The following is a 25,232-nucleotide window of genomic DNA, read 5'->3' on the forward strand; positions in this document are numbered from 1 at the left end:
CATTTTTTGAACAATTCGATCATAACAAATAAAGAATATTTTTACAATCAAAATTTAAAAACGCTTTTTCCTGCGGTTTTTACGATGATAGCGCTTTATATTTGGGTCAAGAAAAAGATCATTCCTTTTTTCACTTAATTATACTACACTTATAAAGTAATTATTCACTAAAATTTAGAAAGAGGCGAAGTTGATTGGCAATATGGTTTGATACGCAAACGTCACGTTGGCTGCTTCAAGGCAGCAATTTGTCCTATGGTCTCGGCGTAGACCACAATGGAACGCTGCAGCATCTTTATTATGGACCCAAGCTGCCTTTTGTTGCTGATTTGCCGGATGCGAATACGGCAATTCATCATTCCTCCTTCGAGCCGTCTGGCGGCATCACGCAGCAGGAATACCCCGCATGGGGCGGGATGTACTATAATGAGCCTTGCTTGAAGGCTGCTTTTTCCGATGATGTGAGAGATACAAGACTGGTATATAAAGAACACCGCGTAACCGAAGGCAAGCAATCCGATGAATTGGTCATTGTTCTAAAGGATACTTATTATCCGCTGCTCGTTCATTTGCACTACCGGATATTCCCTGAGCATGACGTCATCGAACGGTACGCCGTTATCGAGAATACAGGCCAAGATGCAATCACATTAGAGCAAGCGCTTTCAGGCGCTTGGCATGCGCCTAGAGGGAACCGCTACCGCCTGACGCATCTCGCAGGCAAATGGATTGAGGAAACGCAAATCTATCAGGACGAGATCACGCCGGGGAAAAAGACGCTGGAGAGCAAACGCGGCAATACCGGCGCACAGGCTAACCCATGGTTTGCCGTTGATCGCGGGACTGCCGATGAGGATCAAGGTGATGTGTGGTACGGAGCACTAGCTTGGAGCGGCAACTGGAAAATTACCGTTGAGTACAATCCATTCAAGCTGCTGCAGGTTGCCGGAGGCGTTCATGACTTTGACTTCTCCTGGCATTTGGCAGGCGGAACCTCGTTCCAGACGCCGGCTTTTGTTGGCGGATACACGCGCGGGGGCTTTGGCCAAGCGAGCCGTAATCTTCACCGCTATCAGCGCGAGCATGTGCTGCCTAAACCTATCGCCGACAACGTAAGACCTGTCCTGTACAATTCATGGGAAGCGACTTATTTCGACGTAACCGAACAAGGCCAAGCGCAGCTTGCTGAGAAAGCAGCCGCGATCGGCGTCGAATTATTCGTCATCGATGACGGCTGGTTTGGCGAACGGAATCACGACCGCGCCGGACTTGGCGACTGGACGGTGAATCCGGAGAAATTCCCGAACGGCCTTAAGCCGCTGATCGACAAAGTAGAATCGCTGGGGATGAAATTCGGCATCTGGGTTGAGCCGGAGATGGTAAATCCCGACAGCAATCTGTACCGGGCTCATCCGGACTGGGTGTATCACTTCCCGAACCGGCCGCGTACGGAAAGCCGCAATCAGTTGGTTCTGAACGTAACGAAGCCTGAGGTTCAAGCCTTTATGTTCGAGGCCTTGGATAAACTGCTCAGCAGCAACAACATTCACTTCGTGAAATGGGATATGAACCGTTCCATTAGCGAGCCGGGCTGGCCTGACGCGCCTAAAGAAAACCAAAAAGAAATTTGGGTTCGTCACGTTCAAGGACTGTACGATATTATTGCCCGCCTGCGGAAAAACCACCCGCATGTCGCATTTGAAGCGTGCTCCGGCGGCGGCGCACGGATCGATCTGGGCATCATGAGCCTGACCGACGAGGTATGGACCAGCGATAATACAGATCCTTACGAAAGATTGTTCATTCAAGAGGGCTATTCCATGGGCTATAATGCCCAGGCGATGATGTGCTGGGTTGCCGATGCCGGCAAATGGGTGAAAAACCGTCCCGCCTCTGTCGCTTACCGCTTCCATTCCTCCATGATGGGCTCGCTTGGCATCGGGGGCAATTTGACCCAATGGTCCGAGGAGGAATTAGAAGAATCCCGCTTCTGGGTAGAAGAGTACAAGTCCATTCGCCATATTGTGCAGAAGGGCGACCAATATCGTCTTCTTTCCCCAAGGGAAGGTAATACGACAGCTGTTCAGTACGTAACTGCCGATCAAAACGAATCGGTGATCATCGCACTGATGCATCCGCAAAAATTCCAAAACCCTTCGCCTCGCATTTATTTGAGAGGCCTTCAGGAGGATGCGCTGTACAAGGTAAGCGATATCGAAGAACCGCTAAGCGGCCGCGCACTGATGTACAGAGGCATCGACGTGAATCTGCATGGCGATATGGCGAGCAAGCTGTTGAAGATTAATCGGGTTTAGATGATAGCATGGGAGTTAAGCCGCAGTTGTCTGCGGCTTTTTTTGTTATGGATAATGCTTCTAGGACTGTACCCCGGGTCCGCTGCGCGTATTGGTTCGTGCTGCCGTTCTTGATTCCACTGCCTCATCGCTTTACGATGACTCATGGATAGAATCTGCAAAATGTCATCCCGAACTCAATACGCTCCGCTCCCCCTTCCCTACTCGTACAGTGCGGATACAAGAAAACCATAACAACGAATGCCAAGCTCGCACCTCGGCTGCTCTCCGATACAGCACATTAAAACACTCTACTTATACGTGGACACAGGTCCGCTGCGCGTATTGGTTTGTGCTGCCGTTCTTGATTCCATTCCCTCATCGCTTTACGATGACTCATGGATAGAATCTGCAAAATGTCATCCCGAACTCAATACGCTCCGCTCCCCCTGATCGCACAGTACAGATAAAAGCAAAGAATAACAACAAATGCTAAAGCTCGCAGCTTAGCTGCGCACTGTTACAGCAAATCAACACTCTACTCTCACGGGGACACGGGTCCGCTGCGCGTATTGGTTTCGCGTCTATTCACATTCAACACTAACCAGAGGCTGTGACTTTGCTAGTAGGGTTGGCTTTCTATCGGCTGTAACGATCAAAATGCAAAAGTGCAAGCTGATTTCCATTTTATGGGTGATTTATCGCTTCAAAATGCAAAAGTGCATTTTGATTGGCCCAAAAGCCTTCCAAAGAGCAAAATATGGCGATTTCAAATGTACTTTTACATTTTGATCGAGTTTTTGGGCCATTTATGACGAATCAAAATGCACTTTTGCATTTTGATTGTAAATCTGACAAAGATAGGACCCTTCCGCTACTAAAGAACTAAATCCGCTCTAGCCTATCTTATGCTACAATTAGTATATTCACTGCCATAAAATGGAGGGATTTGAAGAATGGGAATGATCGGCTGTTATTTTACAATTGACAACACGCTGATGCAGCAAGTTATAGAAGGAGAAACTTCACTAAATGATTTGAATCCTAATGATTATCCTAATCTGGATATCGATAAGTCCTGGGAGGGGATTCATTACTTGCTCTGCAAAGATATTTCGGATGGCGAGCCTCCCCTTAGCTATGTTGTACCTCTGATAACCGGTCAACACCTGGATTATGGTTCTTTCGGAGCTTTTTATTTGCAGGCCGGGCAAGTTGCTGAGGCATATCAAGCAATCGCTGAACTGGATGAAGCTCAGCTCCGCTTACAGTTTGATTTTCAGAAAATGATAGAAGAGGAGATCTATCCGTTTTCTCCAGACGAAGACGAGAATGAGCTTTTCGCTTACATCCTGCAATATTTTGAAGAAATCCGCCGTTTTTACAGTCAAGCAGCAGCTGAAGGCAAAGGCGTTATCTTTTATATTTTCTAGTCAAATTCAACGTTAAATAGCCCTTCTTGTGCCATAGCGAGGCGCAGGAAGGGCTATCTTATTTCGCTATACCGCTTCAAGCCCCTCATAAGGGCATACAATTAAAAGAAGGAACAGGCCTCCCGAATTAATGGGATGCTCTGTTCCCTTCCTCTCATAAAGCCTAATGCCAACATTTCCTGGGCAATGACTGCCCGCGTGCTGAGGCAAATCTTCAACTGCTCTTTTTCATTAACCTAAATTGTTGTAGTCGATTTTGCGGTCTTTAAAATAATAATTGATATCATGTTCATTGATGTTACGAAGCACTTTGCACGGATTGCCTACCGCAACAACGTTCGCGGGTATATCCTTTGTCACGATACTGCCTGCTCCAATTACGGTATTATCTCCGATGGTCACACCCGGAAGCAGGGTTGCTCCAGCGCCTATCCAGCAATTTTCCCCGATGGTAACTGGTGCATTATATTGATAGGCTTGTTCACGAAGCTCGGGTAAAATCGGATGTCCTGCCGTTGCGACAGTCACATTGGGACCAAACATCGTGTAGTCTCCAACATAGATATGTGTGTCATCCACCATAGTCAAATTAAAATTGGCATATATTTTTTTCCCGAAGTGAACATGCTTTCCGCCCCAATTAGCATGAAAAGGAGGCTCGATGTAGCAGCCCTCACCTATTTCGGCAAACATCTCTTTGAGCAGTGCAGTTCGTTTTTCATTTTCCAAGGGCCTTGTTTGGTTAAAATCATAAAGCTTCTCGAGACAAAGGGTTTGTTCTTTGGCTAATTGTTCATCTCCTGGCAAGTATAAGCTGCCATTATGCTGTTTCTGTTTGATATCCATTGTCACAATCTCCCCATTAGTCTTATCGTGCTACCATTGAACTTCATCGACACGCATGTCTTTATAGTAGTATACCTTATCTCGCTCTGTAATTTCACGGAGTACTCTGCATGGATTCCCCACTGCAATTACGTTTGGGGGTATATCCTTGGTAACCACACTGCCTGCGCCAATCACACTGCCTTTGCCAATTGTGACGCCGGGAACAATGATGGCTCCGCTTCCAATCCAGACATCGTCTTCGATAACGACGGGCAATGCGAACATGCCGCCCTCTCTTCGCACTTCTGGATGTACAGGATGATTCGTTACGGCAATCGTTACATTAGGGCCAAACATGACGTTGCTTCCAATCGTCACTTTATAATCATCAACAACCGTCAAATTGAAGTTGATATAGACATTGCTCCCGACAGTCGTGTTAGAACCGTACGCCATACGAATCGGCGGCTCCATCCATACATTCTCGCCAATACTTCCGAACAGCTCTTTCATCAGCTTCGCCCGGCCTTCCATATCATCCGGGTGCAGCCGGTTAATTTCATAACAAAGCGCTTTGCCGCGTTGACGGGCTGCTGCTAACGCCTTCGCTTCTTCAGGATAGTTGGAATCATGATCCGTAAACAGCTGGATACTCGCCATACGCTCTCTAATATTCAACTTTCATGCCTCCCCATCTAATTAGCTAATGACCGGCTACAGAAACCTCTCTTGTTATGTTGTTCAGCCACTTGAATTGACGATAACGATATAGAGCAACCGGAGATTTAATAACCTCGTCCAATGATAGAATGGCGAATAAAGCAATAGGCGGGAGCTGCCATACAAAGGCGCTTACATACCCCAGCGGCAGTATGATGCCCCACATGACAATAGTGTCGCACCAAAATCCAAACTTGGAGTCCCCTCCCGCGACAAACATGCCTCCAATTGTGGAAGAGTTTATCGATTTCGGAATACAGTAATACGCACATATAAACAGCATGCCGCTCAGATAGCTTTGCGCTTGCTCATTTACATTTATTATTTGAAAAACGAAAGGTTTAATTGCTAAAATCATAAGGCCTGCAAGAACGCCAAACAACACAGCGTAAACATTGATTTGGGTGCCGGCGCGTTTTGCCTTCTCGACCTCACCGTTTCCAAGATATTTGCCAACGAGTACAGCCCCGCCGCTTGCAATGCCTCCGCATAATACGATAGCCAAATTTTTGATAACCGAGGCGACAGAATTTGCAGCCACCATATCGGCATTGACGTGACCAATTATCGCTGCAGTTGCAGTCAAGGCGCAGCCCCACACGATATAATTCCCTTGAACTGGCAGCGTATACTTCATAAAGTCCTTCTGCAGTTTGCTCCGCAGCGTATCACGCAGAGCAAATTTGAAATTTAAATTTATTTTTCCCGAATAAATAAAACAACAGCAAACTTCAAGAACACGCGCAATAACTGTAGATAAGGCGACTGCAAAAATTGCTCTTTCCGGGTCGTTTGGAGAAAGAACAAAAATGCTCAGTGCATTAAGCAAAATATTTACAACGAGGCACATCGAGCTTATCCAAGCACTAAAGCGTGCATTTTCCATACTTCTTATCACACTGAAATACATTTGTGAAATTCCGCTTACCAAATAGGAAAATGAAATAACTTGCAGGAAAATCGATCCATATCGGATTAGCTCCCCGTCATTTGTGAAAAGCCTCATCAACGTGTCCGGCATAAAGAACGATATGGTAAAAAACAGAAAGGAAATTATAATCGAATACATACATCCGATATTAAGCACACGTTCAATTGTTTTTAGATCTTTTTTCCCCCAATACTGTGCGGTTAGGACACCTGCTCCTGTAGCTAATCCCATATAAAATAAAGTTAATACAAACGTGATTTGTCCGGCTAACGATACCGCAGACATCGCCGATTGATTGATGAAGCCCAGCATCACAACATCCACTGTGATAGCCAGCGCTGAAATCAGATTTTGCAAAGTGATTGGTATAACTAGGCTAATCAATTGACGATTGAAGTTTTTATCGTTTGAAAAACTCCATTTTAAAAGGCGCAGCATATCCCTTCTCCTCTCTCTAAACTTTAGGCATAGTAAAAAAATAATACATTTTCGTACGTATAACCATCAGAATTGACTATAATAATATCAAAATCGTATTTAAAAGAGAGGTAATCGCTACAGATGCAGCTGGATGTTTTTTCGGATTTATCTGAAAAATTGAACTACAATTTAAACAACTTCGACTTGTACGTGAAGAAGGGCTCGCTGCTTTCCTTTGACCAATTTTCTGCAGCCTGCCACTGGCATCCGGATTTAGAGTTCATTTCCGTAATCGAAGGATATATGAGCTTTTTCGTTAACGGAGAAACGGTTCATTTGGAAAAGGGATGCGGAATATTCGTCAATAGCAAGCGGCTGCACTATGGCTTTTCCTCGGATAGGACCGATTGCAGCTATATCGTCGTATGCATCAATTCTTCATTGCTTGGAAATGAGCGCTGGATGGGCAAACCCTATTGGGAAGAAAAGTTTGGGCCAAATACAGAGGATTTTATCGTGTTGAACGATCATATTCCCTGGCAGCAAGACGCCCTCCTTAGCTTAAGCGAGCTTTATGAGGAGATGCACAGTCCACAGTGTAATCCGCTCCAATTGCTGTCCAAGGCTATGTCTCTATGCGCAAATATTGGAGATCACATCACAGAGAGTAACGAACAGAATCACATCGATCCTTCGTGGATTTATGTGTGGAAGATGACTGCATTCATACACGGCAATTATGAGCACAAAATAAAGCTTGATGATATTGCTGCAGCAGGATCGGTAAGCAGAAGCCAATGCTGTATTCTGTTCGACAAGTATGTCGGACAATCGCCAAATGACTATCTAATCAAATACCGGATCAAAAAAAGCTGTGAGATGCTGCTCCATACCGACAGATCGATTAGTGAAATCGCGATATGCTGCGGCTTTCAAAGTGCAAGTTATTACTCCTATGTGTTTCGGAAAGAATTGGGCTTTGTCCCCAAGGAGTACCGCAATCAGGCTAGGTGTTAGAATAGCGGTCATATATGAAAAATGATCGCCTCCAATTATAGGGGCGATCATTTTTTATGGCTCTAATAAGCGTATAAGATGAGCATTATCACTTACTATTTTATAATTTTTGATCTTATTTTTCTTGCGATTATCATCATATACATGGATGTAACTTTTATCGTACACTGTTAGAAATAGATACTTTGCCCCGTTGTTGCTTCTTATCATGATTCGAATATCATCTGAGGGATCATTGTCAACTGAACTGATTTTTCTTACCTTTAACTGAATCAGCTGATCTAAAATAGACGCAATCTCGTGTGAGCCGGTTATATTTGTCTCGTTTTCAACTTCACCTGATATTGAAACAATCTGAATAGACGCCACATCCTCAGGCTTTAATGAAGCTGTGACGACCTCATGAAAACCAACTGAACGATTGTTGTACAGGTTCACCAATAAAATAACTAATAACAAAAAGGCGGACAGCATTATTTTATGGTTTCTTTTCATTGTTCTCCTTTGCAAAAAAACATAATAGAGGTGAATCCGGATGGCGTTAGATTGTTACCTTAAAGACCAGGCTGCAATAGCGGTCGCTCATTTTCCAATCGATGAGTTCTTGCACCGCGGGATCTTCAGCAAAAACTTTCAACCAATGGCGTTCCCTATCCTTGCCAGGCTAAAAGATTACTATAATGACCATTTCATTCAAGCGAATGAGATCCCCCTACTGATTGCTGAATTGCAGCTGCTAAAGCCTCAATTACCCGTACAACTGCAGCATCCTATAACTGAATTTCTTGATCTGTTAAATGACGAACGGATTTGTACCATCGAGTGCTTTTGTGATTAGGGAATATATCGCTATCTACATAAAACAGCTATACGAAAGGGTCAATCATGGTCTAGACTAACCATGATTGACCCTTTCGACATACTCAATTAAGACTCCTTCATTCCAAGCAATTCTCTTCGTTCCGCTATCAATGCAGCAGCATTCTCCGTTCGCTCAGGCCCTAACTGCTCGGTCAGAAACTTCACGAAATGACTGATTCCCCGATGATCAAGCGCGATCAGCATCGATTTCTTGCCAGCAACGACGACGATCGCTCCTCCAAAAAGTTTGCTCCGGTCAATACGAGTAATATCAGCGAGACGGATGGTCCGCTTTCCGTAAAATTTATACATACGGATCTCTTCCGGGTTGAACACATACTTAGAAATAATCGTTGCAATCCACCATAAAAGCATGAAAAACGCAAGAACTGCTGTAGCGAAAAAGATAATAATTTTATACTCGATTTCCTCATCATAATAGACATACCCGTCTGATGCGAATTCTACTTCACCTGCTACTTCTGCAAAGAACATCATACTCACAGTTGCAAGTATGAAGAAGATGACAAACTGAGCCCATTTCATCCAGCCGCCCGAAGTAAGAACCATTTCACCGAATTGATTGGTTTTAGCTGGACTCCTCAGGTAGTTCGCCCATGTTCGATGTATAAATTTGTGCATAAGGAATAGTTCCATTTCTGCCTCCACTTCATTGAGTTGGATTACCTTTTTCCTATTCGTCGATCCGCATCATTTACTTCGCAACCGTTGGACCGCCATCACCATCATTAGGAGACAACTCATCCTCAGCGGACTGCTCATTCTTCTTTGATTTGCCCCTAATTACTCGCCATAGCCATATGAACGGAAGGATAATAATAAACCAGAACTTTTTCATAAGCACAACCCCAACAGCAAGCAGGCCCGCTTTTTTCGCAGCGAGCAGTCCCACGCCTCCCAGGATCAGGCCGGTTAATCCATATTCCGCCTTCTTGTCCGTAGCCGGATCAAAGTCGCTATAGGTTTCTCCCGGTTTCACGCTGAAGTTGGAGATGATCTGGCTCTCGAACACTTTGCGGTCAGCCTCCAGATGCTCGGGATCACTGACTAGAATAGCCGATACATATCCTTCCCGCGTCAGCATCCGGATATTGTAGTTAATAATGCTCTCGTTATTGATATCATGGAATAAGATAGACCAAGTAAGGCTGTGCAGCTCTTCATTATAGGAAGGCTCCACGAACCATCTGTCTACGAACATCTTGTTGTCATCGGATACCTCCTTATTGACTTGCTCCGTCCCTTTCCGGTAGCTTTCCAGCAAGGCGTCGGCATCGATCTTATCCTTCTCTTTGTCCTCAATATGTCCGGAATCTGTATATTCAAAATAGGCTACCCATTGCTGATCCTCACTGGCTGGAAACACCGCGCCTATTTCTTTCTCACTAGGAATAGCGCCATAACTGCGCACATATTGTTTCGTGTTCTCCCCGTCAAGAAAACCATAATCTTGTTTCAATGTAAGCTGAGCAATTTGGCCGAGATCCAGCTTTTGCCCTGATCCTATGACCCATTGCAATTCAGTCTCCGATCCTGTCGCTGTCTCAGCTTCAGCCAGAGCAACAGTTGGTAAAGCAGCTATGCTTACGGCAAGAGCCAGAGTGAGCATAGCCAGTTTGAAACGATTCATTGATTTGAAGAAATACATCTTGATCCCCTTTCTTTTTTTGAAACGGCATACGTTCTCGATTGGAGCGAAATTCCATTTCTTATGGTATAAACTTCTATATCGGAAGATGATGACGTTTAATTTATACTTTATCCATCCTATTAAAGTAAAATTGAACCAAAATTTATGATTACTGTAGCAATGATCGATTTTTGAAAAATCATAATACAAATATGCAGAACTCGACTTTCGTCCAGCTATCATCTCCCCGCACTTCTAAGTTATAATTAAACCTCAACCGATTAGGCTCTGAACATATTGAAAAAGATTTTAAACGGACACAAAAAATGTAATAACTGTGTGTTGTGCTGTTGGACTAATAACGTTTAGAATGAAAAAAACTTCATAAAAGATCAAACGGGGGCTCATAATGAAATTATGGTTGAATAAATGGATCCATCTTTTGGGAATTCTATCCATTCCTATTCAGGGGTTCATTTATATGGGGATTGCCCGAACTGTCGGATCGGACGTTTTTCTGGATTACTTCTGGATTGATACAAAGATTCCGTTCAACAAATGGTTCATCTTCCCTTATATAAGCTGGATGCCTGTTCTGTATCTTAGTTTTTTATATCTGGCTCTCAAACACCGCAACATTTATTGGCGGACCTTATTGATTTATAACGTTTCTGTCATGGCTTGCAATGTCGTGTTCTTTTTCTTTCCTACCTATGTGCCTCGTCCTGATCTCCTTGGTACGGATCTGGCCAGCCGGCTTGTTCATTTCATTTATCAATCCGACGCTCCCTACAACTGTTTCCCGAGCGTTCACTGCTTAACAAGTTACTTGCTGTTCATCACTTTCAAGCGTGACCTGACTCTCAAGCTGCCTGTTCGAATTTTTATGTACACCCTATTGTGGCTCATTATTGCTTCCACCGTCTTCACCAAACAGCATGCGTTAATCGATGTCTTTGGCGGAATTTTGTTCGCTGAAGCGACTTACCAGCTTGTCCAGTATGTTGCTTCCCGCAATCAGCGGCGAGACAAACAGCTTACCACTAGCCTGTAGCATGTAAAAAAGAGGTTATTTCTCCGTCGGCTTTAACGGCCAGCAGTGAAATAACCTCTTTTTATTACAATGAGGATACCGTATTCATCAGTCATTGATTTCTAACGTCTCGTCAATGTCAAATGCCAGCTGTCTGAGCGGCTTAAACTTCTAGAATTACGCGCAGTATTTATTGCACTGACTAATAAAAAGATACGAACCTCATCCCCTGTATTGTTATTAAACAATACTTTATTGGGTCTTAAATCGCCTGCGCCACCTCTTGCAATAAAAGTGCCAGGTGAAGGCTGGGCTTCCACTTTTATCGCGAAGGCATCATTATTGAACAAAAAATTAATGTCCCGTAAAATTAGTTTTTGACCCTTTTTCACATCCAGCACGATCTGTTGCAGAAGAATGGTTTTCCGTCCGCCTACATTGATATTTGTGAGCCTGCCGCCGACGATTCCATTTAATTGAAACATATCCATCACCCCGAAAATTTAATACAATAAGATATGAGGATTTAATAGTTTTGGATTGGGTCAAGCTGGAAATTAGTTGCTAGAGTAAAGTATAAACATTAGATCATGAGGAGTTTAAATCATGGGAAAAGTCGGTGCTGTTATACAAAATCCATATTATGAACAGCCCTCTTGGATAACAAAAGTTGAATACAAGGAAATCACGTATCTTTCCAGACTTTCTACATCGGAAAATGCCGTCCTGTTTTTAACGTTGCTTTGCGGGTATAACAACATAGATATAAATAGAAAGCCTGCTGAGGTATTCAATGAACTCATAACCGTTGAAGAGGTAGCAATAAGTGGTGGATTAGCCTTTGAGGATGAAAGTAAAGTAATACTTCCGGGTTGTTGCTGCGGGCTTGAAGGCTGGAGAGAAGTGCTTGAGGCAGTTCTAAGCAAGAAGAATATATGGCTTGGTCATGATCCATACCCCACTCTGGAATTCACAAATAATTTGGTAAGAGTCTGGTCTGACGATTATTCTGGCACATTTAGAAAGGATTTGTCAGGGCAAGACTTACAAAAAATGTTTTATATCGAGTATGTACGGGATGACCTAATTAATAAGCTGCAAGCAATCGAGACAGATTTGTTAGAGTTTTATCACCATTCATTGGAAAAGGCACTCTATATGATCGATGACAACCTTAAAAAATCTTTACTTTCGCAATATTGCAGATGGTTCGATCTGAATTTAAGTTAAGACTACAAATAATTAAACGAACGGAATGCAAACAAATAAAAAAGAGGTTATTTCTCCGTCGGCCATTACGGCCAGCATTGAAATAACCTCTTTTTTATATTCATTTAATTTCGATATTTTTTCCATCATGGGCTTCAGCACTTCTACCTCACACATGCTGATATAGATAACGGACTTGAGATTTGCCAGGTTTTCAAACCCGCCTGCATGCCGAATATCAAAGACATCATCTTCCCCGTCCCAGTCAGGCTGAATGATATGATAAATTTCATTTCCGCCATCCAAACAATGCTCAGTTACTTTATCCAGATCATTTTTTTCAAGCAGCAGCCTAGAGAAAAACTCTAAAAGCTCTGCAATGGGTCCAGAATCTTCGGAATACCACTCATAGTTATCCGTAAAATCCGATTTCAGCTTTTCAAGCTCCTGTTCAAATGCCGGATTTTGATCAAGTAACGCATCGATCACAGCCAATTTAAAGTTAAAATCTTCAAACATCCCCGTGTGATCCGTGTAAGTTTGCATGGCTTTCCCTCATTTCATTAAATCATAGATTTAAACCCATAACTCCAATATAGTTCAACAGCTGACGGTTTACTACCAGCAACAGTCAAGGTTGCAATAATGTAAGTTTTTCACTAGAAATGAAAGGAAAATCGATGGCTGCTGCAAAGTCCGGACTGCTATTCTGATGGAGCAAAAGGTTAGATCTACTACAAATGATGGAGGTTCAGCAATTGTCTCTAAAAACAGAACATGCTCGGATTGACCTGATTGATGTCATTAGAGGATTTGCTCTGCTTGGCGTATTTACTGCAAACATGCGATTCTTCAACTCGTCATATCTGGGAACGGTTATGGGGCTCGAATTATGGCCCGGCAAGTGGAATGCGTTTGTAAAGACAGCGATTGAAATGCTTGTTGCGGGAAAATTTATATCGATCTTCTCGTTTCTGTTCGGCTTTGGGATGATTATTATGATGGAACGTGCTCAGGCTAAGAACAGCAAATTCACCACCATTTATGCAAGAAGATTGCTGGCAATGATCATTTTTGGCCTTATACACGGCCTGTTCATCTGGTTCGGCGATATTTTATTGCATTACGCGCTCATGGGGTTTCTCCTGCTCCTGCTATTCCGAAACCGCAAGCCACGGACCATGCTGATCTGGTCAATTGTGCTCATGTCTGTGCTGCCCCTCTTCATGCTGATCGTTGGCGGCGGATCAGAGTCATTCGATACAGAGCAATTTCAGCTTCAGCTGCAGCAGGCTGTACACACTCAAACGCAAATATACAGCCAAGGCAGCTTCGGTCAAATTATGGCTATGCGGTTCTCAGACTGGCTAAGCAGCTTCTTCAATCAAGTTACATTCGCCCCTTATTTGCTTGGCATGTTTGTATTGGGATGCTATTTTGCTAAAAAGAAAATTTTCCACCAGGCAGCGGACAATGGCCGATTACTGCTCCGTCTTTGCGGCTTAACTTTACTTGCTTGCCTTCTTCTCTATGGATTAAAACCATTTGTCCCGGAAAATGCAGGCGAGATGCTCAAGTTCTTAACCTGGCCGCTTGGAGCCATTTTCATGATGACCCTGATAGCGATATTGTTCCAAAAAGCACGGTGGCGCAAATGGCTGCTTCCATTCTCCTATGTCGGGCGGATGGCGTTTACCAACTACATTATGCAATCGGTTATATGTACTTTCATTTTTTACAGCTACGGTCTGGGGATGTTCGGTAAAGTAAGCGATGTGACTGGGCTAGGGATCACGATTGTCATCTTTGCCCTGCAGATGCTGTTGAGCAAGCTGTGGCTGAGCCGCTTCAAAATGGGGCCGCTGGAATGGGCTTGGAGAAAGTTTACTTACTGGGGCAGATAAAATCCGTCAGGCAGAAAGGAGACTCGCTTAGTCTCCTTTCTGCCTATTTCGGCCTTCCGGTTAATCTCAATACAGTCGTCAGTCATTTAACTTAATGGTATCCAGCCTTCCAAAAGAGCGCCCCCATCGGGATGATTGCGCGCAGTAAGTTCTCCTCCATGCTGCCTTATAATTCGTTGCGATATAGCCAGCCCCAATCCCGCTCCGCCTGTAGAGCGGTTTCTGGAAACTTCCCCTCGGTATAACGGGTCAAAGACACGCCCAAGCTCCTCCGCGCTAAAACCCGGCCCTGTATCCTGAACGGTAAATGTCACGTGCTGATCTTCCTTAGAGCACTGAACGAAAATTTGTCCATTAGCAGGCGTGTGTCTGACGGCATTATCCAATAGATTGTTTATTGCACGCTCCAATAAGTGCGGATCGCCACTCATTCTCATATCCTCTGCCGTATGATTGAACATTACGGAAATTTGTTTTTTCTCAGCTAACGGATGAAGGCTGTCTATCTCCTTTTGCAGAATACGGTTTAGGTCAACTGTACTTCTGTTCAGCTCCTCCAAATATTCCACCTTTGTAAAAGTGAACAAATCCTCCACCAGACGGTCCAGCTGAGCGGACTTTTCCCTGCAGACTGCTACATACTTGGCCAGTTTATCCGGCGTTTGAGCAACACCTTGCGCTATTCCGTCCAGATACCCTCGCAATGTGAACAATGGGGTTCTTAAATCATGAGCAACAGCAGCAATAACGAAGCGGCGCTCTTCCTCCAGCTTCCGCTGTTTCTGATCGGCTTCTTTAAGCCCCTCCATCATCACTTTGAAGGCATCTCTTACTTCGGTGATTTCAGTTATTCGGGACAAGGGCAGCGGAGCCTCCCAGTCTCCGGCAGCAACTTGTCTGACAGCGGAGCTCATTCTGCCCAGCGGCTTGAGAATGAATCGCCGCATCTCGACACCGACAATGAAAAAGCCAAGCAAAAGCCCAGTAATAATTGCAATCATAGAGATTATGCTCGTGTTCGGCTCATATATAACAATTCTGCCAAGCAGCTGACCGTTCTCGATAATAGAAAATTGCTCCTTCCGCGATAATGTCCGTTTGCGCTCGGGATCGGAATTATAAATTACTCCACCGGAGGCATCCAGAATAAGCGCATCCCTATTCATATTCTCTAATTGGGCTTGAAGCTGGCTTTGCCAAGCAACGCTGTGCCAGTTGCTGGGGTTTGTTTCAATGAAGCCAATCATACGGTTAAATTCCTTTTGCAAGGTCTCATTATGCAGACGGTTGCTGCCTAAGCTGAACGTACCGGTCTGCAAGTAATGGGCGGCAATGAAAAACACCCACGGCACCGTCAGGATGAACAATAAACTGAGCAGGGTAAATTTGCGGATACGAAGTGTTGTCATGTCACCCTCCCGCCTTCGAACCGGTATCCTACACCCCATACGTTAATCAGATAGGCGGGCTGGTTCGGATCCTGCTCGATTTTCTCACGGAGCCTGCTGAGATGGACGCGGATGGTATGCTTGTCGCCAACGCCATCCCAAAATTTATTGAGCAGCTGGTCGTAGGAAAAAACAATCCGCGGGTGTTCCGCAAATAAGCGCAGCAATTCGAACTCTTTCGGAGTAAGCGAGATACTTTGTCCGTCTATATAAACTTCATGGGTCGACAAATGAATTTGGAGCCGCCCAAAGTCCAGAACACGGCTTTTGTTCTCTTGATTAGACCCGGTGCGCCGAAGTACAGCTTTGACTCTCGCTACAATCTCTCCGATTGAAGCCGACTTCACAATATAATCATCGCCGCCAAGCGTCAGTCCCCTAATCTTATCCACATCGTCACTGCGCGCACTCAAGAATAGAATGGGCACATTGCTTTTCGCACGGATACGCCTGCACAGCTCAAAACCGTCAAGCCCCGGCATCATAATATCGATAATGAGGCAATGAACGTTGCCCTGCTGGAACACTGCAAGCGCTTGATTAGCATCAAAAGAGGTTTGTACTTCAAAATTTTCATTTTCCAAAAAATCCTTTAACAGCTCAACGATACTCGGGTCATCATCCACGACCAGAACCGTCACTGCTTCACTCACATCAAACGCCACCTTTTAGCCATGCTGGCTGCTCACGTTTATTTTCGCTATAAGTTTATCATTTATTTTCGATGAAACAACAATCCGTCTCGTTTTGTGATGGACTGTTTATTATTTTGTGACTTTTTCGCACCGCCGTTCGAGATATTTGGTTGTTATGCTTCTGTTGTGAAGCAATATGACGCTAATAACTGACATAGGAGGCTATTACGATGCAATCTGTTCAAATCGTACTATTTGACGGCTTTGATCTGCTGGATGCTATTGCGCCTTATGAGGTATTTTGTGCTGCGGAAATGTTGGCAGGCGGGGTAATGAATGTCGAATTTGTCACCGCGGAAGGCCCCCGGCTTGTCCCTAGCGGCATCAACGGTTTAAAAATTGAAGCAAGCGGCACGTTGAATCCGGAACGTGCAGGCATCATTGTTGTACCTGGAGCCTCTGGCGAAGTCGAGGGCAACGGCCCCCAGTCTATTCCGGCTATTCTGGCACGAGCGATGAATACAGCGTTGACCGGAATGATGGAACAAGCACTCAAGCAGCCAGATACCATCGTCGCTACCGTATGCGGAGGTTCACTGCTATTGGCTATGGGCGGGCTTCTGGAGGGACGAACAGTGGTTACTCATCATAGGGGCATGGATGTTCTGGGAGCAACCGGAGCTATTCCTGTTGCCGCACGTGTAGTAGACGATGGAAATCTGATTTCCGGCGGCGGTGTAACTTCGGGGCTTGATGTTGCACTATATCTGGTGGAGCATGAGCTTGGCCCGCGTATCGCGCATGCGGTAGAGCAGCTGTTCGAATTCGAGCGTAGGGGAACGGTTTGGCAGCCGACGGGAATTGCGCCAAGGACACATCAGGAATTGACTGTTGATCATGATGAAACAGACATGATAGACACGAAGAAGACCGCGGCATCGGGCGTCACCTTCCATAACCAGGCCACTGCCTCCACTGTCTTCGACGGCGACTGGGATACGACGATCGCTACGCCAGTGGGAAAGCTTCAAGTTAAGCTATCCATCACAACAAGCAATGGAATCATTCAGGGCAGGGCAACGCAGGGCAATGAAACGGTTGATTTCATAAATCCTGTACTTCGGGACAACAAGCTGCACTGGTCGCTGCAAATTACGAAACCGATGCGCTTGAATCTGAAATTCGAAGTTGAAGCTGGCGGCGAAGACATGACAGGTATCGCTAAGGCCGGTATACTGCCAGCATCCAAATTAACGGGCAAAAAGGTATCCTGAGCAGATGAAAAAGCCTTACACTGTTATTGCATGGATCACAAGTCTAATTATCCTTTATGCCCTAGTGAACAACTATCTCATCGATCCCGAAGCTAAAGCATTCCTAAGCCATAAAATCGGTTTAAAGCGGGAGCTTATTGTACCGGTCTGGCTCAAGGTGATGCATGTGCATGTTGCATTCGCTTGCATTGCCATGGCTGCCGGACTGCTTAACTTTTCGAATCGCATCTTTGAGAAAAGCCGCAAATTTCACCGCATCAATGGCTATATCTATTTCATGTCCGTATTGCTTGTCGTGCTGACATCAGGCTATATGGCTCCCTACGCAACTGGAGGAAAAATAAGCAGCATGGGCTTCAATGCCCTTAACATCATCTGGCTGTTTGTTACGATCACAGCACTCGTCCAGATCAAGAGGAGAAGAATCGTTCAGCATCGAAACTGGATGCTCCGAAGCTACGCTTTTTGCTTTACGAACATGCTGATTCATCTAATTACCACCCTCTGTCATCAAGGGTTTGGTATGGACTACGCTGCCAGCTATACGATAAGCATATATGGCTCAATTGGATTGCTGCTGATTGTTCCCAGTTTCATTATTAAATCTGGAAAAAGAAGCTGAAATTTCTGGACATACAAACGACGCTCTGATGAAACACCTTCGTTGTAAGCAATTCTGCAACGAAGGTGTTTTTTATAACTAACCTATATCGTAGTGATAAATGGCCTAATACTTTCCCTCAAGGGAGTGACGGAACCACCAATTAGCCGTTCCAGATCGGGCGAGGCAGAAGACGTATTAATTTTACGCAGAAAACCAAAGATCCAGTTTTGAATCTCTGCGTCCTCTCGAATAGTAACAGGCTTGCCTGACAGTTCGGATAATGCTGCCGCTAGATCATCAAAGGTCCATGAACGGGATGCCGTAAGCTCATATATCTTATTCCGATGATCTCCTTCTGACAGAACAGCCGCGATTCCCTGAGCAAGGTCTTCACGTGTCACTGTATTAAAGCTCCATTCCCCGGGAGAGATTCGCAGTTCCCCTGTAGCGACAGCCGCATCCAAACCAAGTACTCCAACAAAATCCGTATATAATGAATTGCGCAGAAACGTATACGGAATTCCGGTCGTAAGAATGGCATGCTCTGTTGCCATATATAAATGAGACATTGAAATTGAACTCTGTTCCGGGAAAGCAAAGCTTGTAAACAGCAAATGCCCGACTTGCGATTTCTTCGCCGCTTCAATGACATGGGCATGCTGGCGCAGCCGAATCGTATCATCCTGATTAGAGCTTGCAATGAATAAAAGCTTGAAAGCACCGGCAAATGCCTGCTCCAGCGTGTCCGGTTTATCGTAATCACATAGACGAACTTCAATTCCATACTCGTGAAAACGACCGGCTTTCTCTAAGTCGCGAACGCAAGCTACAATCTGATCAGCCGCAACCTTGCGAAGGAGCTGCTCTATAATCAAGCTTCCTAATTTGCCATTAGCACCTGTAATAACGATCGACATTTGCTCTCATCCCTTCTAGTCTCATTTTAGTTAAGTACTTAACTAAATGCCAAAAAAATTTTATATTCTCTGTAGTTTTTGCAACAAAACAAGAAGCTGCTTCAATTCATCTTCATCCAGCGCATTCATTTTTTCGGCAATTCGTTGACGATTCTCAGGCAGATTCTTCAATAAGAGGCTCTGGCCTTCACTCGTTATTGAAATGACCGTTTTTCTGCCGTCCTGAGGATGGCTCGTTCGACGAATCAATCCGTCATTCTCTAACGGAACAAGCAATAGCGTAATGTTCGGCTTCGTTACGCCAATTCTCTTAGCGAGCATGGAAGGCAGTATCGTGCCGCCCTCTTTCATAATTTCAACTAACAGGCGAATTCGGGCGCCATTCAAGCCTCTGGACTTCCAATATTTCTCCGATACATCGACCAAACTCGCCGTTGCCTCCACTAGAGAGAAAAAAACGAGCGAATGCAGCGGCAGTTCCTGAACGTATTCTTGCAGATCCTTCAACATGTCACCACCGTAAATTAGTTAAGCACTTAACTTTATTAAAAATACTACATCCGCAGCATATCTGTCAATTCCGTACAAGCAGATGTTTACGAGGCAGCCTTGGCTGCAAGCTTCCAGCGGCAGATAATCATGAAGGAATCGCCGTGCAGCTCGGCCGTCAACGTGCCTCCCATATTGTGCATCAGGCTTTTGGCAATGGAAAGTCCAAGCCCTGAGGTTTGGGCGGACCTTGCACGATCTGCTGTGTAGAACCGATCAAACAAGAGGCTGACATCACTTCCGGCCAGTTCCTTTGCTTCGTTGATTATCATCAAATCTGCAGTCTCCCGTTGCTGTTCGAAACGAATTTCTACCTGTCCAGACGTATATTTCACTGTGTTATTAAGCAAATTCTCAACAACTCTTCGTACAGACGCCTCATCAGCGTACACGGTCACCTTTTCCTCTGGCAGCACAATGTCAGGCGTAATGCCGCGTTCGTTGAACGAATCATAAAATTCGACCAGAATGCCAGAGATCAGGTCAGTTAACCCAATCTTTTCAGCTTTAAGGGGATAGTCCAGTGACTCGATCACAGACAGCTCAAAATAATCATTCAATAATGCCTGCAAGCGTCTGGTCCGATTTTTGACGGTTGCAAAATATTCAAGTTTCTCTTCAGGCGTTATATGCTCGGCCTCCAACAGTTGGATATATCCGATAATCGAAGTCAATGGAGTACGAATATCATGAGAAATATTTGCCGCTGCCTGCCGAGATTCATACTGGACTCGTTGTTTGCGGGCTTCTGCTTCGACGATTAGTTGAGACTGGCGATTAATTTGTCCGGCAAGCGCTTCAAGCTTCCTATCGAATAGTGCCACGTCGATTTTTTTGCCCGTTCCCCCTTCATTATAGCTTCGCAACTGCTCTGTCATTCGCCCTAGTTCCCGTCTTAGCATCAGCAGGTGGATAAGCAGGAGAACCGCTGCCGCCATCGATACGATCATTAATATGAACAGCAAGCTCTCCCCTCCATCTCTTATTTAATATCTTTCCTGCGGAATACGAAAATACCGATAATAGCGGTTAAAGCAATAGTCAGCAAAGGCACGAACAGGAGCGTCGGCAAATCACCGCTATGGATACGAGGTTCAGCGATTTCACCCACTAATTTAAAAATCGAATAATCATACAATGTACCAATGAATTCAGCCTTCGAACCTACTCCGGCAAGAACGATATCAATCAGCAGAAAGAAAATCATTGAAAACCCGATCGTTTTGCCGCTGTCTGTCAGAACTACAGTGAACAACGCCCCAATGGATGCGTAGGCCGCCGTATATAGAAGCGTAAGACCGAGCACTCGGGGAATGAACAGCGCAGTACTTCCCTCTGGCAAATGACCAAAGCCTGAAAGCAGCGTCACTTCCAGCGTACTAACGATTGGAAAAACGAGAGAAATCACCATCGCACCGATTGCGAATACGGTCAGCTTGGCCGCATATAGCCGCCCTCTCGTATTGCCCGACGAAGCGATCGTCTTCATAATACCGGTAGAATATTCGTTAGAAATAAAGAATCCGGCAAGAAATGCAACACCAAACTTCATTACATAAGCATTACTTGTGATAAAGGTAATCAGAAATTCAGCGCCCGTAAATTGAGGCTCTCCGCTGGATCGATGGTCAAAGTAGTATAACAGAGGGTAAGCCAGTGAAAGTACGGTAAGGGCAATAAGCAGTGTCCAGAACGATCTGTTCTTATGGAGTTTAAATAACTCTACTCTAATCAGATTATACATGCGAATCAACCCCGATCCGCTTACTGAAGTAGCTCTCCAAGTCTTCACCCATCGGTGTGAACTTCTCAATCTCCAGGCCCGCCGTGAAAAGCACCGACGATATTTTACTTGGCTGTTCCATATGGCCATACAGCTTGATCGCGCCATCCTGCATAACCTCGAAGTCAGTCGTACCCAGTTCGTTTTGGATGACGGCTGCCGCCTTGCCTGGATCACTCACTTTGATATAAATATACTGTTGGCATTTCCCGTCCAGCTCCTCAGCCGTAAATTGCTCCAGCAGCTGACCGCGATGGATAATGCCGTAATGGCTTGCCATCAGATGCAATTCACTAAGAATATGGCTTGAGATTAATATCGTCATGCCTAGCTCACGATTCAACTGCTTGAGCAGCTCCCTCATTTCTACAACACCCATCGGATCTAGCCCGTTGGTCGGCTCGTCCAGAATCAAAAATTCCGGATCACCCAGCAAGGCGATAGCAAGACCTAGCCGTTGCTTCATTCCAAGCGAGAAGTTTTTCGTTATTTTGTTGCCCGTCCCCTGCAATCCAACCTGCTCCAGCATTCTGGGAACGCACTCTTTGCCTGGAATGCCGCGCAAGATCCGGTTTGCCTCCAAATTCTCGCTTGCCGTCATATGCGGAAATAAAGCCGGACTCTCGATAATAGAGCCGATTCGTTTACGAGCCTGGATCAACGCCTTCTCATCGCTGACGCCGAACAGCTCAATTGATCCTTTGGTCGGAAAAGCAAGCCCTGTCACTAGGCGGATCAGCGTTGATTTTCCGGCTCCATTTTGCCCAATAAACCCGTAAATCGAGCCTTTGCGGATGGATAGATTCACTTTATCCAGCGCTCTATGGCCTTTGTACGTTTTGGACAACTGATTCGTTCGTAATACATACTCCTGCATCTTCATCTTGGCCTCCTTTATGTGATGGACCAAGTATAGAAACAAAAACATAAGAGGAACTAAAGCCAATACTTAAGAATGTATTAAGGCTTTAATCGATATCCCATCCCCCATACGGTCTCAATAAACTCGCTTCCCGGAGCCGCCTTAGACAGCTTACTTCGCAAGTTGCTCATATGGACGTTAATTATGTTGTCATCACCGTAAAATGGCTCTTTCCAAACTGTTTCATATAAATTAGACTTCGTGAACACCTTCTTCGGTGACGATAACAGCAAGGAAAGAATGTCAAACTCCCGGGCGGTGAGCGACAGTTCCGTCCCAGCTGCAGTAACCGACATGGTGTCCCGGTCAAGTACAAGTTCCTTATGTGCTAACACTTGAGGCAAAGCCGGCTGAGCGATTCGCGCATACATGCGAAGCTGGGAATCAATTCTAGCGGAAACTTCCTCGACATCGAATGGTTTTGTAATGAAGTCATCCGCTCCTCCGCGCAGGGCAGATACTTTGGTAGTTGGCTCACCCTTGGCCGAAATGACAATAACGGGCATATCATCACGTCTGTCGATACGATTGAGAAGCTCTTCGCCTGTCATGCCTGGCAGCATCAGATCGAGAAGCAGCATACTCCATTGGCGCTGCTCCAGATAGAGAAGCGCCTCCGTTCCAGAGTAGGCCGGCTGTGGAATATAACCGCTTTTTCTAATAATGCTGCACAACAGACGGCTAATGTCATTGTCGTCCTCGGCAACAAGTATATGTATGGGATTATTCATTGCTTCTCCTTTTACCCTCTAACGTTTATAGGTAATAGTATAAGATAAATTTTTACAATGATCACCTAAGAATTGACATCCACTTCGCCTTGATGATATATTGTGCATATACAACATACACAATTTTTAAAACGGAGGGAATCACATGCTGGCATTGGATGTTAAGAATCTCAATAAAAAGTATGAGCACTTTCAGTTGAAAGACGTTTCTTTTCAGCTGGAGAAGGGCTATATTATGGGCTTTATCGGAGCTAACGGCGCTGGAAAAACGACGACGATTAAGTCTATTTTAAATTTGATTCGGATCGACAGCGGCGAGATACACATTATGGGTAAAGCAATGCATACGCATGAGCTTGAATTAAAGCAGGAAATCGGCTCCGCATTCGGGGACATCAACTTCTATACGCGAAACAAAATCAAAACGTTAACCAACGTCATCAAACCGTTTTATCATAATTGGAATGATGAGACCTATCATAGCTATTTGAAAAAATTCAATTTGAATGAAAATAAAAAAATAGCTGAATTATCAACCGGGATGAAGGTCAAATACCGTCTGGCCCTCGCGTTGTCACATGGCGCTAAGCTGCTTGTTCTGGATGAACCAACAAGCGGACTCGACCCTGTCGCAAGAGATAATCTGCTCGACATTTTCCAGGAGCTCGTGAAAGACGGGGAAATCAGCATTCTATTCTCCACGCATATTACATCCGACTTGGAGAAATGTGCAGATTATATTACCTACATCGATAACGGCCAAATTATTAAAAGCGCCGATAAAGAAGAATTTATTGGGACCTATCGGCTGGTGAACGGGAGAGCGGAGCAACTGGATTTAATCAAAGACGCGTTAATTTCCTACAAGCAGAATTCATTTGGCTTTACGGGCTTGATTCACACCCAGAATCTCGATCCCTCATTGGATATCAAATCAACCATGCCGAATCTGGAAGAAATCATGATCTACGTCTCGAAAAAGGAGGACGCTCATGTATAACTTATTAATGAAAGAATTAAAAATAGGCGTAAATCCTTTCTTTTATTTATTGCCCTTTTTGACAGGCGCTTTAATGCTCATTCCCGGATGGCTGTATTTCATCGTCCTCCTTTACTTTTGTTTTCTTACGATACCGAATATGTTCGGCGGGTATAAGACGCAGAACGATCTGATCTTTACAAACATGCTCCCTGTAAATAAAAAAGATATGGTAAAAGCAAAGGTGTCCGTCATTGTCATTCTGGAGCTGATGCATATCGTCATTGCCATGATCTACGGTATGATTAGCCTCCGCTTATATCCGAATTTAATCTATTATTTCTACGGCCCATCCTTAGGCTTCTGGGGACTATGCTTCGTCATGCTTGCGCTGTTCAACGTGTTTTTTATACCGATATATTATAAAACAGCCTATAAATACGGAGCAGCCACATTTGCCGGAACAACGGCTGCTATTCTGTTCGCCGGAGGCGCAGAGTGGCTGGGCATACAGAATTCTTCCTTATTTAATTTGTTCAAAAGAACGGCAACGGATCATTTCGCCACCCATCTATTCATCCTGATAGCCGGAATCGCGATATTTGCGCTATTTACGATAATCGCTTATTATATTGCCATCAAACGGTTTGAGAAAGTGGAAACATAATGAACATAGCAATTTCGAACACCTCTGATAAACCGATCTATCAGCAGCTTTTCGAACAAATCAGTGCGCAAATATTGAAAGGTGAGCTGGAAAGCGGATATAGCCTGCCGCCCATACGCCAAGCGGCCACAGAGCTTCGCGTTAGTATCATTACGGTTAAAAAAGCATGGGAAGAGCTAGAACGGCTTGGTCTAATCTATACCGTAACCGGCAAAGGATGTTTTGTAGCGGATATCTCCCCCGACGAGATGCTCCAAAGACGTAAAGAGATGATTTTGAATCAGATGACGATTGATATTTCCTATTACAAATCATTTGGTTTCTCGCTTGAAGAAATTATTGAGCTATTGAAGGAAGTGTATTGAGGCTCGCAATAAAGAAACGTTACCGCATGATACGGTAACGTTTCTTTTTGGTATGGA

The 25,232-nt window shown here is 44.7% G+C and carries 26 protein-coding genes and 1 pseudogene; 11 read left to right on the top strand and 16 right to left on the bottom strand.

All coding sequences use genetic code 11. From position 1 onward, the window contains the following. The first annotated feature begins 194 nt into the window (after positions 1–194). Positions 195–2,315, top strand: a complete 2,121-nt coding sequence (locus tag ACFVVF_RS09275) for an alpha-galactosidase (protein ID WP_387807509.1) — start codon at positions 195–197, stop codon at positions 2,313–2,315. 935 nt (positions 2,316–3,250) lie between these two features. Beyond that, entirely contained in the window at positions 3,251–3,727 is a 477-nt protein-coding gene (locus ACFVVF_RS09280) for a YfbM family protein (protein WP_387807511.1), read from the top strand. 231 nt (positions 3,728–3,958) lie between these two features. Here the strand turns inward: ACFVVF_RS09280 and ACFVVF_RS09285 are convergent, their stop codons facing one another. Genes ACFVVF_RS09285 through ACFVVF_RS09295 form a run of 3 tightly spaced genes read right to left on the bottom strand, consistent with a single transcriptional unit; the run spans position 3,959 to position 6,644 of the window. After that, entirely contained in the window at positions 3,959–4,573 is a 615-nt protein-coding gene (locus tag ACFVVF_RS09285; RefSeq protein ID WP_387807514.1) for a sugar O-acetyltransferase, read from the bottom strand. A gap of 30 nt (positions 4,574–4,603) precedes the next feature. Continuing rightward, positions 4,604–5,233 carry a DapH/DapD/GlmU-related protein gene (locus tag ACFVVF_RS09290; RefSeq protein ID WP_387807516.1) on the bottom strand — a complete coding sequence of 210 codons (630 nt, stop codon included), beginning with the start codon at positions 5,231–5,233 and terminating at the stop codon, positions 4,604–4,606. Between the two features lie 25 nt (positions 5,234–5,258). Next, positions 5,259–6,644, bottom strand: a complete 1,386-nt coding sequence (locus ACFVVF_RS09295) for an MATE family efflux transporter (RefSeq protein WP_387807518.1) — start codon at positions 6,642–6,644, stop codon at positions 5,259–5,261. A 159-nt stretch (positions 6,645–6,803) separates the two neighbouring features. Between ACFVVF_RS09295 and ACFVVF_RS09300 the strand changes: the two genes are divergently transcribed. Further along, positions 6,804–7,643, top strand: a complete 840-nt coding sequence (locus tag ACFVVF_RS09300; RefSeq protein WP_387807521.1) for an AraC family transcriptional regulator — start codon at positions 6,804–6,806, stop codon at positions 7,641–7,643. A 54-nt stretch (positions 7,644–7,697) separates the two neighbouring features. Here the strand turns inward: ACFVVF_RS09300 and ACFVVF_RS09305 are convergent, their stop codons facing one another. From ACFVVF_RS09305 to ACFVVF_RS09315, 3 genes are all read right to left on the bottom strand, one after another. Then, positions 7,698–8,138: a DUF5301 domain-containing protein gene (locus ACFVVF_RS09305; RefSeq protein WP_387807524.1), complete on the bottom strand. Its 441-nt coding sequence runs from the start codon at positions 8,136–8,138 to the stop codon at positions 7,698–7,700. 432 nt (positions 8,139–8,570) lie between these two features. After that, positions 8,571–9,074, bottom strand: a complete 504-nt coding sequence (locus ACFVVF_RS09310) for a hypothetical protein (RefSeq protein ID WP_387807527.1) — start codon at positions 9,072–9,074, stop codon at positions 8,571–8,573. 145 nt (positions 9,075–9,219) lie between these two features. After that, on the bottom strand, positions 9,220–10,155 hold the full coding sequence (locus ACFVVF_RS09315) for a DUF2167 domain-containing protein (RefSeq protein WP_387807529.1): 936 nt from the start codon (positions 10,153–10,155) through the stop codon (positions 9,220–9,222). Between the two features lie 481 nt (positions 10,156–10,636). On the opposite strand from ACFVVF_RS09315, the gene ACFVVF_RS09320 reads away from it, so the two are divergent. Next, positions 10,637–11,209 carry a phosphatase PAP2 family protein gene (locus tag ACFVVF_RS09320; RefSeq protein WP_387807532.1) on the top strand — a complete coding sequence of 191 codons (573 nt, stop codon included), beginning with the start codon at positions 10,637–10,639 and terminating at the stop codon, positions 11,207–11,209. Positions 11,210–11,310: 101 nt separating this feature from the next. On the opposite strand, the gene ACFVVF_RS09325 is transcribed toward ACFVVF_RS09320, so the two are convergent. After that, positions 11,311–11,673 carry a hypothetical protein gene (locus ACFVVF_RS09325; RefSeq protein ID WP_387807533.1) on the bottom strand — a complete coding sequence of 121 codons (363 nt, stop codon included), beginning with the start codon at positions 11,671–11,673 and terminating at the stop codon, positions 11,311–11,313. Positions 11,674–11,794: 121 nt separating this feature from the next. Here ACFVVF_RS09325 and ACFVVF_RS09330 point away from each other — a divergent pair, with 121 nt between their 5' ends. Continuing rightward, positions 11,795–12,418, top strand: a complete 624-nt coding sequence (locus ACFVVF_RS09330; RefSeq protein WP_387807536.1) for a hypothetical protein — start codon at positions 11,795–11,797, stop codon at positions 12,416–12,418. 120 nt (positions 12,419–12,538) lie between these two features. On the opposite strand, the pseudogene ACFVVF_RS09335 reads toward ACFVVF_RS09330, so the two are convergent. Further along, a pseudogene (locus ACFVVF_RS09335) lies at positions 12,539–12,916 on the bottom strand (DUF6892 domain-containing protein); the annotation flags it as partial. Between the two features lie 239 nt (positions 12,917–13,155). Here ACFVVF_RS09335 and ACFVVF_RS09340 point away from each other — a divergent pair. Beyond that, entirely contained in the window at positions 13,156–14,301 is a 1,146-nt protein-coding gene (locus ACFVVF_RS09340) for a DUF418 domain-containing protein (RefSeq protein ID WP_387807539.1), read from the top strand. 86 nt (positions 14,302–14,387) lie between these two features. Here the strand turns inward: ACFVVF_RS09340 and ACFVVF_RS09345 are convergent, their stop codons facing one another. Continuing rightward, positions 14,388–15,710 carry a sensor histidine kinase gene (locus ACFVVF_RS09345; RefSeq protein ID WP_387807542.1) on the bottom strand — a complete coding sequence of 441 codons (1,323 nt, stop codon included), beginning with the start codon at positions 15,708–15,710 and terminating at the stop codon, positions 14,388–14,390. After that, positions 15,707–16,402 carry a response regulator transcription factor gene (locus ACFVVF_RS09350; RefSeq protein ID WP_387807544.1) on the bottom strand — a complete coding sequence of 232 codons (696 nt, stop codon included), beginning with the start codon at positions 16,400–16,402 and terminating at the stop codon, positions 15,707–15,709. The genes ACFVVF_RS09345 and ACFVVF_RS09350 overlap by 4 nt, the downstream gene beginning before the upstream one ends. Before the next feature lie 212 nt (positions 16,403–16,614). On the opposite strand from ACFVVF_RS09350, the gene ACFVVF_RS09355 reads away from it, so the two are divergent. Both ACFVVF_RS09355 and ACFVVF_RS09360 read left to right on the top strand, forming a co-directional pair. Then, positions 16,615–17,658: a DJ-1/PfpI family protein gene (locus ACFVVF_RS09355; protein ID WP_387807547.1), complete on the top strand. Its 1,044-nt coding sequence runs from the start codon at positions 16,615–16,617 to the stop codon at positions 17,656–17,658. Between the two features lie 4 nt (positions 17,659–17,662). Next, positions 17,663–18,280, top strand: coding sequence for a DUF2306 domain-containing protein (locus tag ACFVVF_RS09360; protein ID WP_387807549.1), 618 nt, complete (start codon positions 17,663–17,665; stop codon positions 18,278–18,280). Between the two features lie 83 nt (positions 18,281–18,363). Here ACFVVF_RS09360 and ACFVVF_RS09365 read toward each other — a convergent pair whose 3' ends face one another. From ACFVVF_RS09365 to ACFVVF_RS09390, 6 genes are all read right to left on the bottom strand, one after another. After that, positions 18,364–19,179: an NAD(P)H-binding protein gene (locus tag ACFVVF_RS09365; protein WP_387807552.1), complete on the bottom strand. Its 816-nt coding sequence runs from the start codon at positions 19,177–19,179 to the stop codon at positions 18,364–18,366. Between the two features lie 60 nt (positions 19,180–19,239). Next, positions 19,240–19,689 carry a MarR family winged helix-turn-helix transcriptional regulator gene (locus ACFVVF_RS09370; protein ID WP_387807555.1) on the bottom strand — a complete coding sequence of 150 codons (450 nt, stop codon included), beginning with the start codon at positions 19,687–19,689 and terminating at the stop codon, positions 19,240–19,242. A gap of 86 nt (positions 19,690–19,775) precedes the next feature. Further along, positions 19,776–20,693, bottom strand: coding sequence for a sensor histidine kinase (locus ACFVVF_RS09375; RefSeq protein ID WP_387807557.1), 918 nt, complete (start codon positions 20,691–20,693; stop codon positions 19,776–19,778). 17 nt (positions 20,694–20,710) lie between these two features. After that, a complete protein-coding gene (locus ACFVVF_RS09380) occupies positions 20,711–21,472 on the bottom strand; it encodes an ABC transporter permease (protein ID WP_387807560.1) in 762 nt (253 codons plus the stop codon). Then, a complete protein-coding gene (locus ACFVVF_RS09385; RefSeq protein ID WP_387808962.1) occupies positions 21,465–22,388 on the bottom strand; it encodes an ABC transporter ATP-binding protein in 924 nt (307 codons plus the stop codon). The genes ACFVVF_RS09380 and ACFVVF_RS09385 overlap by 8 nt, the downstream gene beginning before the upstream one ends. Before the next feature lie 83 nt (positions 22,389–22,471). Then, complete coding sequence (locus ACFVVF_RS09390; RefSeq protein ID WP_387807562.1) at positions 22,472–23,164, bottom strand: response regulator transcription factor; 693 nt, start codon at positions 23,162–23,164, stop codon at positions 22,472–22,474. Between the two features lie 145 nt (positions 23,165–23,309). Between ACFVVF_RS09390 and ACFVVF_RS09395 the strand changes: the two genes are divergently transcribed. From ACFVVF_RS09395 to ACFVVF_RS09405, 3 genes are read left to right on the top strand one after another with little or no spacing between them, the layout of a single operon-like run. After that, a complete protein-coding gene (locus ACFVVF_RS09395) occupies positions 23,310–24,164 on the top strand; it encodes an ABC transporter ATP-binding protein (protein ID WP_387807565.1) in 855 nt (284 codons plus the stop codon). After that, complete coding sequence (locus ACFVVF_RS09400) at positions 24,157–24,810, top strand: ABC-2 transporter permease (protein WP_387807568.1); 654 nt, start codon at positions 24,157–24,159, stop codon at positions 24,808–24,810. The genes ACFVVF_RS09395 and ACFVVF_RS09400 overlap by 8 nt, the downstream gene beginning before the upstream one ends. Then, entirely contained in the window at positions 24,810–25,175 is a 366-nt protein-coding gene (locus ACFVVF_RS09405; protein WP_387807570.1) for a GntR family transcriptional regulator, read from the top strand. The genes ACFVVF_RS09400 and ACFVVF_RS09405 overlap by 1 nt, the downstream gene beginning before the upstream one ends. The last annotated feature ends 57 nt before the right edge of the window (positions 25,176–25,232 follow it).

Origin of the sequence: Paenibacillus sp. NPDC058174 (genome assembly GCF_042883865.1) — a bacterium.
Classification (GTDB): Bacteria; Bacillota; Bacilli; order Paenibacillales; family Paenibacillaceae; genus Pristimantibacillus.